The organism is Streptomyces sp. NBC_01808, from assembly GCF_035917395.1.
GTDB lineage: Bacteria > Actinomycetota > Actinomycetes > Streptomycetales > Streptomycetaceae > Streptomyces.
In genome coordinates, this window is sequence record NZ_CP109072.1 from 456,697 (window position 1) to 469,383 (window position 12,687).

The window sequence follows — 12,687 nt, forward strand, 5'->3', positions numbered from 1 at the left end:
TGCTGGTCGATGCCCGAATGCCTGCGCAACCTAGCACCCCCGTGGCGGGCCCCCCGCGGGCGTACGGGAGTTGACATCGTCTACTCGCGGGTAACAGACTTACGTTACCGACGGTAACGAATTGCGAAGGCTGCGGAGGCGCCATGTCTGAGTTCACGTTCGAGCTCAACGAGGACCAGAGGTCCGTCCAGGAGTGGGTGCACGGCTTCGCCGCCGACGTCATCCGCCCCGCCGCCGCCGAGTGGGACGAGCGCGAGGAGACCCCCTGGCCGGTGATCCAGGAGGCGGCCAAGATCGGCCTTTACTCCCTGGACTTCTACGCCCAGCAGTACTTCGACCCCACCGGGCTGAGCATCCCGATGGTCATGGAGGAGCTGTTCTGGGGCGACGCGGGCATCGCCCTGTCGATCGTCGGTACGGGCCTCGCCGCCGTCGGCGTGCTGGCCAACGGCACCGAGGAGCAGATCGGCACCTGGATCCCGCAGATGTACGGCGACGTCGACAACGTCCGACTGGCCGCCTTCTGCTCCTCCGAGCCGGACGCCGGCTCCGACGTCTCCGCGATGCGCACCCGCGCCGTCTACGACGAGGCCAAGGACGAGTGGGTGCTCAACGGCACCAAGACCTGGGCGACCAACGGCGGCATCGCCGCCGTGCACGTCGTCGTCGCCGTCGTCGACCCGGAGCTGGGCACCAAGGGGCACGCCTCGTTCATCGTCCCGCCGGGCACGCCCGGTCTGTCGCAGGGCCAGAAGTTCAAGAAGCACGGCATCCGCGCCTCGCACACCGCCGAGGTGGTGCTGGAGGACGTGCGCGTGCCCGGCTCGTGCCTGCTCGGCGGCCGGGAGAAGCTCCAGGAGCGGCTGGCCAGGGCGCGCGAGCGGGTGAAGTCCGGCGGCGAGCGGGTCAAGAACGCCGCGATGGCCACCTTCGAGGCGTCCCGCCCCGCGGTGGGAGCGCAGGCGGTGGGCATCGCGCGCGCGGCATACGAGACGGCGCTGGAGTACGCCAAGACGCGGGTCCAGTTCGGCCGCCCGATCATCGACAACCAGGGCGTCGCCTTCCAGCTCGCCGACATGCGCACCCAGATCGACGCCGCCCGGCTGCTGGTCTGGCGGGCGTCCTGGATGGCCAGCGCGGGCAAGGGGTTCACCTCGGCGGAGGGCTCGATGTCGAAGCTGTACGCGGGCGAGGTGGCCAAGGACGTCACCGCGCGGGCGATGCAGATCCTCGGCGGCAACGGCTTCACCCGCGAGTACCCGGTGGAGCGGATGCACCGCGACGCCGCCATCTACACGATCTTCGAGGGCACGAGCGAGATCCAGCGGCTGGTGATCGCCCGGACCCTGGCCGGCGTCCCGATCCGCTGACTTCGGCCGCCCCTCTCCCCCGGCGGGCGGCGCGCGGCTACTCTGCGAGCGCACGACGACCGACCGGGGGGAAAGGCGAGACCGCGGTGTTCTACCACCTGCTGAAGTACCTGTTCTTCGGGCCGCTGCTGCGGCCGCTGTTCCGGCCGCGGATCGAGGGCCTGGAGCACATACCGGAGGAGGGGGCGGCGATCGTCGCGGGCAACCACCTGTCGTTCGCGGACCACTTCCTCATGCCCGTGATGCTGAAGCGGCGCATCACCTTCCTCGCCAAGGCCGAGTACTTCAACGGCCCCGGCCTCAAGGGGCGGCTGACCGCCGGGTTCTTCCACAGCATCGGCCAGATCCCGGTCGACCGCCGGGGCCGCAAGGCGGCGCAGGCCGCCATCGAGGAGGGCCTGGGCGTGCTGGCCAAGGGCGAGTTGCTGGGCATCTACCCGGAGGGCACGCGCTCGCACGACGGCCGGCTGTACAAGGGCCGGGTCGGGGTCGCGGCGATGGCGCTCAGGGCGGGCGTGCCGGTCATCCCGTGCGCGATGCTCGGCACCCGCGAAGTCCAGCCGCCCGGGCAGAAGATCCCCAGCCTCGGCCAGGTCACGATCCGCTTCGGCGAGCCGCTGGAGTTCTCCCGGTACGAGGGGCTGGAGGACCACAAGGCCGTGCTGCGGGCTGTCACCGACGAGATCATGTACGCGATCCTCAGCATGTCGGACCAGGAGTACGTCGACCGCTACGCCCCCGACGTCAAGGCCGAGCAGGAGGCCGCGAAGAAGAAGCCGCCGGCCGCGGCCTGAGGGACGCCCCGTGGAAACCCGGTGGTCGCGGCCCGGCCCCGGTGCGTACGGTCCTGGCATGACGAGGACAGCGGACCGCGCCGCCCCGGCGGCCTGCGGCACGGTACGGACCGGCCGCGGCGGTGCCAGGTGAGCGCGCGGCTGCGCGAAGTGGCGCGCGACAACGAGCGGATCCTCGCCGCCGGCGGGTACGAGGCCGCCGGCCGGTGGGTGCCGCTGGGCGAGGCCGCCGCGCGGGCGGCGGACGGCACGCGGATGTACGGTCCCGGAGCGGTCGCGGGCGCCGGAGAGGCCCCCGCTGACGGGCCGCAGGACACGCCCGCCGAGGTCACCGCCGAGACCTCGCTGGCCGCCGCGCGGCGGCTGGCCGGAGAAGGGGCTTACCGCGTCGGCGTGCTCAACTTCTCCTCCGCCCGCAACCCCGGCGGCGGTTACGTCAACGGCGCCCGCGCGCAGGAGGAGGAGCTGTGCCGGGCCTCCGCGCTCTACCCGGCGCTGCTGCGGGCCCCGGAGTTCTACGCCGCCCACCGCGCCGACCGCAGCCCCTTCTACACCCACCGCGTCATCCGCTCCCCCGCCGTCCCGGTCTTCCGCGACGACGCGGGCGCGCTCCTCCCCGAGCCGTACGCCGTGGACTTCCTCACCTCTCCCGCCCCCAACGCGGGCGTCATCGCCCAGCGCACGCCGGAGGAGACGGACCGGATCCCCGCCGCGCTGGCCGGGCGCGCGGAGCGGGTGCTGGAGGTGGCGGCCGTCGCGGGGGTGACGGCGCTGGTGCTGGGCGCCTGGGGCTGCGGGGTGTTCCGCAACGACCCGGCGCAGGTGGCGGCGGCGTTCCGTACGCACCTGGAGCCCGGCGGACGCTTCGCGGGGCGGTTCCCGCGGCTGGTGTTCGCCGTCTGGGACCGGCAGCCGCGGTCGGCCAACAGGGCCGCGTTCGAAGCGGCGTTCGGCGCCGGCTGAGCGCCCCGGCCGTGGTGCGTGGAGACCAGGGCGCGTAGCGGGCTGGTCCGGGGGCACCAGGGGAAACCGGTGACGCCGGACGATGCCCCGCGGGGCGCCGGAAGGAAGTGTGGAAAGCGCGCCCCAACCGCGCTTCTCCCCTTCCCCACGGTGTCTGGAGTGATCCACAGGTGGCGGTTTCCCCTGCCCGTATCGGGTGGCTGCCGATCGGCGCCCTCGGCTTACTGGCCCTGGCCCTCGGCACCCTGCAGTCGGTGGTGGAGCCCGCGCTCCCGCTGCTGCAACGCGAGTTGGGGGTCAGCCCCTCCGAAGGGGCGCTGGTCGCCAACACGTTGCTCGTCACCGGCGCGGTCGTCACCCCCGTCGCGGGCAAGCTCGGCGACCGCTACGGCGGAAAGCGGGTGCTGCTCGGGCTGATGGCCCTGGTGTCGGCCGGCGGTCTGCTGGCCGGTGTGGCGCCGAACCTGCCGGTGCTGCTGCTGGGCCAGGTGTTCCAGGGCGTCATGGTCGGCGCGCTGCCGCTCTCGTTCATCCTCGTACGCACCCACCTCCCGGCGGCACAGTCGCAGGCCGCCATCGGATTCGTCATCGCGCTCTTCACCGGCGGCGGCATCGCGGGCACGATGCTCGCCGGGCCGGTCGCGGACGCCCTGTCGTGGCAGTGGATGTTCCTGCTGCCGACGATCGCGGTCGTCGCGACGACGCCGGCCGTGGCCCGGCTGCTGCCGGACGATCCGCCGGCCGCCTCGGACGAACGGATCGACTGGCCCGGAGTCGCGCTGCTGAGCGGCACGCTGCTCGCCTTCATGGTCGGGCTCGTGTCGGTGGCGCGGCACAGCCTGCCGCCGTACGCGATCGGCGCCCTCGCCCTGCTCGTGGTCGTCCTCGCCACCGGGTGGGTCGCCGTGGAGCGCCGGGCGGTCTCGCCGATGGTCGACCTGCGCATGCTCTCGAGGCCCGTCATGTGGCAGGCGTGCCTGCTCACGTTCGTCATCACCGGCAGCCTCGGGATGGTGGTCTTCCTGCTGCCGCAGTTGTTCGCGCTGCCGGCCGGCGGGTACGGCTTCGGCGCCGACACCACCGGCATCGGCTGGTACCTGCTGCCCGGCGCCATCGCCGGGGCGGTGAGCGACTCGGTCGGCGGGCTCGCGGCGCGGCGGTTCGGGCCGCGCGCCGTGGTCCTCGCGGGCGCCGTCGTCACCGCGGCGACGATGACCGCACTCGCCGCGCTGCATTCGTCGGCGTGGCACCTCGTCCTCGCGAAGGTGCTGACGGCCTTCGCCGCAGGTGTCGGCACCACGGCGCTGGTCGCCCACACCGCGGCGGCCGTCGACCCCCGGGACACCGGCATCGCCACCGGCCTGCTCGTGGTGACGCGAGTGGTCGGGGTCGCGCTGGGCGCCCAGATCGCCGGCGCGATCCTCGACGCCGGAGCCGGCCCCGCGGGCCTGCCGGCCGAGTCGGCGTTCACCACGGGATTCGCCGTCGCCGGGGTCGTCGCCGCGTTGTCGCTGCTCGCTGTCCGTATCACGAAGAAGGGAGCCCGCGTATGAGCACGACCGGGAAGCGCACGGTGCTGATCTCCGGCGCGAGTGTGTCAGGACCCGCGCTGGCGTACTGGCTGCACCGGGCCGGATTCGCCGTCACGGTGGTGGAGAAGGCCGCCGCGCTGCGGGCCGGCGGCTATCCGATCGACATCCGCGGTACGGCGGTCGAGGTGGTGCGGCGGATGGGCATACTCCCGCAACTGCGGGACGAGCACATCGACTCGCACCGCTTCACCTTCTTCGACGCCGACGGCGGCGAGGTGGCCGCGGTCAGCGCGCGGGCCGTCACCGGCGATGCGGAGGGCAGGGACCTGGAGGTACGCCGCGGGGATCTGGCCGCCGTCCTGTACGCGCTCGTCCGGGACGACGTGGAGTTCCGCTTCGGCGACTCCGTCGAGCACCTGGACCAGTCCGGCGGCGGGGCCGACGTGACGTTCCGCAGCGGGCTGAGGCGGACGTACGACCTGGTGATCGGCGCGGACGGCATGCACTCGCGCACCCGGGAGACGCTGTTCGGCCCCGAGAAGCGGTTCCACCGCTATCTCGGCTACTGGTTCGCCCTCTTCACCATGCCGAACACCTTCGGGCTCGCCCGCGAGGTGGTGATGTGGAACGCCCCGGGGAGGGCCGCCGCCCTCTACGCGGTCGGCGCGCACGACGAACTGCACGCCTTCCTCACCTTCCACCGGCCGCACCCGCCGCTCGACGGCCTGCGGCACCAGGACGCCCAGCGGGAGCTGGTCGCCGAAGCCTTCGCGGGCGCGGGCTGGGAGGTCCCGGCGATCGTCGGGGCCCTGCGCGCCGCGGACGACCCGTTCTTCGACACCGCCGGGCAGATCCGCATGCCGCGCTGGTCCCGCGGCCGGGTCGCGCTCGTCGGCGACGCCGCGTACGCGCCCTCGTTCCTGACCGGCCAGGGCACCAGCCTGGCGCTGGCCGGCGCGTACATGCTCGCCCACGCGCTGGCCGCGCACCCCGATCACGCGTCGGCGTTCGCCGCGTACGAGCGCGGCCTGCGCGACTTCGTGGCCGCGAACCAGGCGCTGGTCGACGTCGGCGGCGCCACGCTCTTCCCCACCACGGCCCGCGCCCTTCAGCGGCGCAACGCCGCGCTGCGCGGCCTCAGCACGATGCCCGCCGCGCCCCCGCGTCCCGCCCATTCCGCGCTGACGCTGCCGGAGTTCGCCGCGCGGCCGTGACGCTCACGCCGGGCGGTCGCCGTCGCCCCCGGGCGTGGCCTGCACCAGGCCCGTGCGGTACGCGATGACGACGAGCTGGGCCCGGTCGCGGGCCTCCAGCTTCGTCATCGCGCGCTGCACGTGGGCCCGGACGGTGAAGGGGCTGAGGAACATCCGCTCGGCGATCTCCTGGTTGGACAGGCCGGTGGCGACCAGCGCCACCATCTCGCGTTCCCGCGGGGTGAGCACGGCGAGCCGTTCCGGGTGGTGCCTCGGGGCGTCGTCCGGGGTGGCGAGGAAGCGGACGACCAGCGAGCGGGTCGCGGCGGGCGACAGCAGGGTGTCGCCCGCGGCGATCGTACGGACGGCGTCCACCAGTTCCTCGGCCCCGATGCCCTTGCCGATGAAGCCGCCGGCCCCCGCGCGCAGCGCCTGCGCGACGTACTCGTCCGTCTCGTACGTGGTGAGGATCAGGATGCGGCTGCCGCGCAGCTCCGGGTCCGCGGCGATCTCCGACGTGGCGGTGAGGCCGTCGACGTCGGGCATGCGGATGTCCATCACCACCACGTCCGGGCGCAGTTCGCGGGTGAGGTGCACCGCCTCTCTGCCGTCGACGGCCTCGCCGACCACGGTGATGTCGTCGGCGGTGTCGAGGAGCATCCGGAACGCACCGCGCAGCAGCGCCTGGTCGTCGGCGAGCAGCACCCGTAGCGTCACTGCGCCTCTCCCGTCTCTTCCGTCTTTTCCATCTTTTCTGCGTCGTCTGTCGCGTCCTCGCCCGTTCCACGCGCCGTGTCCCTGGCCGCCGGGAGAGGAAGTTCGGTGGAGACGAGGAAGCCGCCCTCGGGGCGGCTGCCCGCGGAGAGCTGTCCGCCGACCGCGGTGGCGCGTTCGCGCATCCCGATCAGACCGTAGCCGGGCTGGCGCTCGGGCGCGGCGGTGTCCGGCGCCGTACGGGCACCGCGGCCGTCGTCGGCGACGGTGAGGGTCACGCGGTCGCGGTTCCAGACGAGGCGCACCCGCGCGCTGCCGGTGCCCGCGTGCTTGGTCACGTTGGTCAGGGCCTCCTGGACGATGCGGTACGCGGTGAGGTCCACCCCCGGCGGCAGCGGCCTGGCCGTGCCCTCCTGCTCCAGCGACACTTCCAGGCCCGCGCGGCCGAAGGAGTCGAGGAGCGTGGGCAGCCGGGACAGCCCGGGCGCCGGTTCCGCGGGCTCGGCCGCGTCCCCGGACTGGCGCAGCAGCCCGACCGTGGCGCGCAGGTCGTCGAGCGCGTCGCTGGTCGTCCTCACCAGCTCCGTGAGGCTCTTGCGGGTCTGCTCGGGGCGGGAGTCGAAGAGGTGGGCCGCGACCGTGGCCTGCGCGTTGGCCAGGGTGATCTGGTGGGCCACGAGGTCGTGCAGCTCGCGGGCGATCCGCAGCCGCTCCTCGGCCACCCGGCGGCGCGCCTCGCTCTCCCGGCTCTTCTCCGCCCGCCTGGCCCGCTCCTCCACGGCCGCCAGATAGGCCCGCCGGTTGTGCGCCGAGTGCCCGAGCACGCCGGCCACCATGGGGAACGCCGCCACCGAGCCCATCCGGCTCGCGTCCTGCCAGGACAGGTCCTCGAACCAGGGGGTGGCGGCGAGCAGCAGCGCCGCGGACGCGAGTGACACCACGACCGCGGCGCGCCGTTCGGTGCGGGCGTGGAGCGCGTACGCGTAGGCGGCGATCACGGCGGGGGCCATGATCGGCGGGCTCAGCAGGAGACCCAGCGGCGGCACCAGCAGCCCGGCCGCGGTGGTGGCCGCCAGGGCGGCCAGCGGCGCCCTGTGCCGTACGGGCAGCACGGCACAGGACGCCACGGCGATGATGTAGGCGGCGGCGGGCGGCGCTGTCAGCGTGTCGTCGACCTGCACCACGCCGCCGAGCAGGCAGAGCGTGAACGCCGTCGCCGTGACCGCCGCCTCCCGCCACCATGTACGGCGCGGTCGCCAGCCGCCGTCGCCCGGGGTCGTCATGCCGGTCAGTACCGGCCCGCGGGAAGCCGCGGTACCGACCCGCTCACGGGGGCGGGGGCCCGCCTGCTCAGCGCCTCGCCCTCGATGTCCACGTTCGGCAGCACACGGTTCAGGATACGAGGCAGCCACCAGGCCCGGTGGCCGAGCAGCGCCAGGACCGCGGGCACGATCGCCATCCGGACCACGAAGGCGTCGAAGGCGACGGCGGCGGCCAGGCCCACGCCCATCGTCTGGATGGTCGGGCTGCTCATCCCGACGAATCCGGCGAAGACGCTGATCATGATGATCGCCGCGGCCGCCACGACCCGGCCGCTGTGCCGGAACCCGTGGACGATCGCCTCGCCGGGTGACGCGCCGTGGACGTAGGTCTCCCGCATCCGGGTGAGGAGGAAGACCTCGTAGTCCATGGCGAGGCCGAAGACGATGCCGATGATGAGGATCGGCATCAGCGACATGACGGGCCCGGTCTGCTCGATGCCGAGCAGGTCCGCTCCCCAGCCCCACTGGAAGACGGCGACGAGGACGCCGAAGGCGGCGCCGACCGACAGCAGGAAGCCGAGGGCGGCCTTGAGCGGGACCAGGATCGAGCGGAAGACCACCGTCAGCAGCAGCACCGCCAGGCCGATGACCACGGTCAGATACGGCAGCAGCGCGTCCGACATGGCTGCCGAGATGTCGATGTTCATCGCGGTGGTGCCGGTGACCAGGACGTCCGCACCCGTGTCGGCCTCGACGCCGGCGGCTTCGTCCCGGATCGAGTTCACCAGGTCCTTGGTCTCGCCGCTGTTCGGCGCGGTCTCCGGGACGGCGGTGAAGAGGGCCGTCTCCCCGGCCTTGTCGAGCACCGGCTCGCCGACCGACGCGACGCCGTCCAGGTCCCGTACGGTCTCGGCGACCCGATCGGTGGCGGCCTCGGTGTCCGCGGCCTCCGACGTGTCGACGACCACGGTCAACGGGCCGTTGAAGCCGGGGCCGAAGCCCTCCGACAGCAGGTCGTAGGCGCGCCGCTGGGTGGTCTCGACCGACTTCGACTCGTCCCCCGGCAGCCCCAGTTCGAGGCCCAGCGCCGGTACGGCGACGGCGCCGAGGCCGAGTCCCGCGACCAGCAGCACGGCCACCGGCCGCCGCAGGACGAAGCGTGCCCAGCGAACGCCGAGACCGGGCCGGCCGGATGCAGGGGGCACCGCGTGCGGGCGCTCGCCGGTCCGCCGGGCGGCCTTGCGGGCGGCCCGGGAGAGCACGCGCCGGCCGGCGAAGCCGAGCATCGCGGGCACCAGGGTGAGCGCGACGAGCACGGCGAGGGCCACGGCGCCCGCACCGCCCATACCCATCTTGGTGAGTTCGGGGATGCCGACGACGCCCAGGCCGACCAGGGCGATGAAGACCGTCGCGCCGGCGAAGACGACGGCGGACCCGGCCGTGCCCACCGCCCGGCCGGCGGCCTCCTCCGGCTCGCTGCCGCGGGCGAGTTCGTCGCGGAACCGGGAGGTGATGAAGAGCGCGTAGTCGATGCCGACCGCAAGACCCAGCATCAGCGCCAGGATGGCGACGGTGGACGTCAGCCCCAGCGGCACGGCCAGCGCGGAGACCAGCCCGAAGGCGATGGCCACACCCGCGAACGCGGTCAGCAGGGACAGCCCGGCGGCGACCAGCGAGCCGAGGGCGAGGACCAGCACCACCGCGGCCACGGCCACGCCGATGATCTCCGTCGTCCCGCCCGGCTCCTCCTCCGCGTCCAGCGCGGAACCGCCGATCTCCACGGTCAGCCCGGCGTCCCTGGCCTGGTCCGCGGCGTCCTCCAGGGCGCTCTTCGTCGGCCCCGTCAGGTCCACGGCGTCCGCGGTGTAGGTGATCGTGGAGTAGGCGATGTTGCCGTCCTTGCTGACGTCACCGGCCTCGTACGGGTCGGTGGCCGCCGCGACCTGACCGCCGCCCGCCAGCGAGTCGAGTGCGTCCGCGACGGCCGCCTTGTGCTCCTGCGCCGTCACCCGCTGCCCGTCCGGCGCCTGGAACACCAGGCGGGCCTCGGCGCCCTGCGCGTTGCTCTCGGGGAAGCGCTCGTCGAGCAGGTCGAACGCCTCCTGCGACTCGGTGCCGGGCATGGAGAGGTCCTCTTCCTCCCCGGCCGGCGCCGCCGCGGCGGCGACCCCGGCCAGCACCAGGGCGACCAGCCAGGTGCCGCCGACGAGCCGGCGCCCCCGGAAGGCCCACCGCCCGATCCCGTACAGAAAAGTGGCCACTTCTCGATCACTCCAGACACCCGTAGGAAGGGGAAAACGCGGGGATCCCGCGCCCTGTCCACACTCCCGTCCGGCGCCTGCCGGGGCATCGTCTGCCGTGGCCGTTCTCGTCTGGTGCGCCCGGACCAGACGGCGGCGTCTCCTGGTGCCTACGCACCACGGACCGCGCGCCGGGCCGGGGTCACCCGGCGGTCACTCCGCGTCGCCCTCGAAGTCCTCCACGAAGAAGCTGTCGTGCCGGATGCGGAACTGCTTCAGTTCCTCGCCGCCGCGCCGCGACATCTCCGCGACCCGCTCGAAGTACTCCTCGCGCGGCGCGCCCGGGGAGAAGAGCATGAGCACGCGGACGGGGTCGTCGGTGGCGTTCCTGAAGGCGTGCAGGCCGCCGACGGGCACGTACAGGAAGTCCCCCATGCGCCCCGTCACCCACCTGTCGCCGTCGTACAGCTCCAGTTCACCGGAGACCACGTAGAAGGACTCCGACATGGCCTTGTGGAAGTGCGTCTTCGCCCCGGGCGAGCGCGGGCCGAGCTGCACGTCGTACAGCCCGAACTCACCGCCCGTCGACTCCTCGGTGGCGAGGTAGCGGGTGAAGCCGCCGGGCGAGGTGAGGTCCGGCCGGCTGCCTGCCGGCCGGAACGTGGCGTTCACCTCGCCTGTCTCACCGTGGTAGCGGGGCTCGGGGTAGACGAGGTCTTCGGGGTACGACATGGGTGCGCTCCTTCCTGCGGGTCCTCCGGCATCGTGTCCCGGGCGCCGCCCGGGCGGCATCGGGCGACCGGACGATCTTCGCCCGCCCCGGGCCGAGGCCCGCGGACCTACGCCGCGGGCGTGGCACGTCAGCTCTGCTCGGTGCTGAGCCGGTCGGCGCGGCGGGTCAGGTAGTCGCGCTCGGGCAGGCTCGCGGTGCGCTGCGCCGCCTCGCGGTAGGCGCGGACGGCGGCCCGCGTCTCGCCCGCGTCCTCCAGCAGGTGGGCGCGTACGGCGAACCACCGGTGGTGGTGGCCCAGTTCGCCGGCCAGTTCCTCGCAGGCGGTCAGGCCGGCCCGGGGGCCCGCGACCATGGCGAGGGCGACCACGCGGCCGAGCCGCGCCATCGGGCTGGGGTCGAGCCGCTCCAGGAGGTCGTAGAGCCCGAGGATCTGCGGCCAGTCGGTGTCCTGCGCAAGCTCCGCCTCGTCGTGGACGGCGGCGATCGCCGCCTGGAGCTGGTACGGCCCGGTCGGCGGGCGCGGCAGGACGTCGGTGAGGATCGCGACGCCCTCGTCGACGAGCTCGCGCCGCCACAGCCCGCGGTCCTGCGCCTCCAGGGGCACCAGCCTGCCGTCGCCGTCGAGCCGCGCCGGGCGGCGGGCGTCGGTGAGCAGCATCAGGGCGAGGAGGCCCGCCAGCTCGGACTGCTCCGGCAGGCTCTCCCGGAGCCGGCGGGTCAGCCTGATCGCCTCGCCGGAGAGCTCCACCCGCGCCAGCTCCGCCCCGGTGGCGGCCGAGTAGCCCTCGTTGAAGATCAGGTAGAGCACCCGCAGCACACTCGGCAGCCGCGCGGACCTGGTCGCGGTGTCGAGGACCCCGAACCCGCCGCCCGCCGCCGCGACCGCCCGCTTGGCGCGGGAGATGCGCCGCGTCATGGTGTCGGCCGGCACCAGGAACGCCGCCGCGATCTCGGCGGTCGTGAGCCCGCCGACCGCTCGCAGGGTCAGCGCCACCTGGGAGGCCGGCGACAGATCCGGATGGCAGCACAGGAAGAGGAGGTCGGCGGTGTCGTCCGCCGCGTACTCCACCGGAGCGGTCAGCCGCGCCTCCGCCTCGGCGGTCCGGAGTTCGCGGCGGCGGCGCGCGGACTCCGAGCGCCACATGTCCGTCAGGCGGCGGCTCGCGACCGTGACCAGCCAGGCGCGGGGGTCGGCCGGCACGCCCTCGGCCCGCCATTGCTGCGCGGCCGCCAGCATCGCCTCGCTGACCGCGTCCTCGGCCCGGTCGAAGTCGCCGGTACGCCGGGTGAGCGCGCCCAGCACCTGCGGGAGCAGCTCCCGCAGGTGCGCGTCCAGCCGGGCCTCGGTCACCACGGCTACAGGTCGTCGGCCGCGCCGCCGGGGCCGAGCAGCGGCCTGACCTCGACGCCCCAGTGCCGGGCGTCCGGGAACCGGGCGGCGATCTCCACGGCGCGGTCCATGGACTCGCAGTCGACGAGCCAGTAGCCCGCCATGTGCTCCTTGAGTTCGAGGTACGGACCGTCGGTGACGAGCGTCTGCCCGTCCCGCACCCGGACAGCCCTGCCGGCCGGCGGTCCCGCCAGCGGATCGCCGGCCAGCCACTCGCCGGACGCCGTGCAATCCGCCAGCAACTGCTGGTAGTCCGCGTCCATCCGCGCGTGCTCGCTCTCGCTCAGCGCCACCCACTCCTCGGTCGAGGCGTAGATCATCAGCAGGTATTTCACGGTTCGCTCCTCGTCATCGGGCGGCACCTCTCGTCCCGCCGCTGGCCCCCTGGTCGAAGCCACCGCGCCGAACCGGACACGCCGCCTCCCACCGATTCCTACCAGGCACCCGTGTCCGGTTCCCGGACACGCCGCCGACCACGGAGCAGCCGGCGGCACAC

At 73.8% G+C, this 12,687-nt stretch carries 11 protein-coding genes; 5 read left to right on the forward strand and 6 right to left on the reverse strand.

Annotation, left to right across the window (positions count from 1 at the left end):
* Positions 1-143 precede the first annotated feature (143 nt).
* From OG946_RS01675 to OG946_RS01695, 5 genes are all read left to right on the forward strand, one after another.
* Positions 144-1,370, forward strand: a complete 1,227-nt coding sequence (locus OG946_RS01675; protein ID WP_326794363.1) for an acyl-CoA dehydrogenase family protein — start codon at positions 144-146, stop codon at positions 1,368-1,370.
* An 86-nt stretch (positions 1,371-1,456) separates the two neighbouring features.
* Entirely contained in the window at positions 1,457-2,164 is a 708-nt protein-coding gene (locus OG946_RS01680; protein ID WP_326794364.1) for a lysophospholipid acyltransferase family protein, read from the forward strand.
* Between the two features lie 129 nt (positions 2,165-2,293).
* The gene (locus OG946_RS01685; protein WP_326794365.1) at positions 2,294-3,127 is read left to right on the forward strand and encodes a TIGR02452 family protein; all 834 of its coding nucleotides are present in this window, start codon (positions 2,294-2,296) and stop codon (positions 3,125-3,127) included.
* Between the two features lie 170 nt (positions 3,128-3,297).
* On the forward strand, positions 3,298-4,680 hold the full coding sequence (locus OG946_RS01690; protein WP_326794366.1) for an MFS transporter: 1,383 nt from the start codon (positions 3,298-3,300) through the stop codon (positions 4,678-4,680).
* Complete coding sequence (locus tag OG946_RS01695; protein ID WP_326794367.1) at positions 4,677-5,873, forward strand: FAD-dependent monooxygenase; 1,197 nt, start codon at positions 4,677-4,679, stop codon at positions 5,871-5,873. Before OG946_RS01690 ends, OG946_RS01695 begins: the two co-directional genes overlap by 4 nt.
* Before the next feature lie 3 nt (positions 5,874-5,876).
* Here the strand turns inward: OG946_RS01695 and OG946_RS01700 are convergent, their stop codons facing one another.
* The 6 genes from OG946_RS01700 to OG946_RS01725 all read right to left on the reverse strand — a co-directional run bounded on the left by OG946_RS01700 (position 5,877) and on the right by OG946_RS01725 (position 12,526).
* A complete protein-coding gene (locus OG946_RS01700; RefSeq protein ID WP_326794368.1) occupies positions 5,877-6,569 on the reverse strand; it encodes a response regulator transcription factor in 693 nt (230 codons plus the stop codon).
* Positions 6,566-7,849, reverse strand: coding sequence for a sensor histidine kinase (locus OG946_RS01705; protein WP_326794369.1), 1,284 nt, complete (start codon positions 7,847-7,849; stop codon positions 6,566-6,568). Before OG946_RS01705 ends, OG946_RS01700 begins: the two co-directional genes overlap by 4 nt.
* A gap of 5 nt (positions 7,850-7,854) precedes the next feature.
* A complete protein-coding gene (locus OG946_RS01710; RefSeq protein WP_326794370.1) occupies positions 7,855-10,089 on the reverse strand; it encodes an MMPL family transporter in 2,235 nt (744 codons plus the stop codon).
* Positions 10,090-10,281: 192 nt separating this feature from the next.
* Complete coding sequence (locus tag OG946_RS01715) at positions 10,282-10,800, reverse strand: cupin domain-containing protein (RefSeq protein WP_326794371.1); 519 nt, start codon at positions 10,798-10,800, stop codon at positions 10,282-10,284.
* Positions 10,801-10,928: 128 nt separating this feature from the next.
* Entirely contained in the window at positions 10,929-12,155 is a 1,227-nt protein-coding gene (locus OG946_RS01720) for an RNA polymerase sigma factor (protein ID WP_326794372.1), read from the reverse strand.
* Between the two features lie 2 nt (positions 12,156-12,157).
* Complete coding sequence (locus tag OG946_RS01725) at positions 12,158-12,526, reverse strand: YciI family protein (protein ID WP_326794373.1); 369 nt, start codon at positions 12,524-12,526, stop codon at positions 12,158-12,160.
* Between the last annotated feature and the right edge of the window lie 161 nt (positions 12,527-12,687).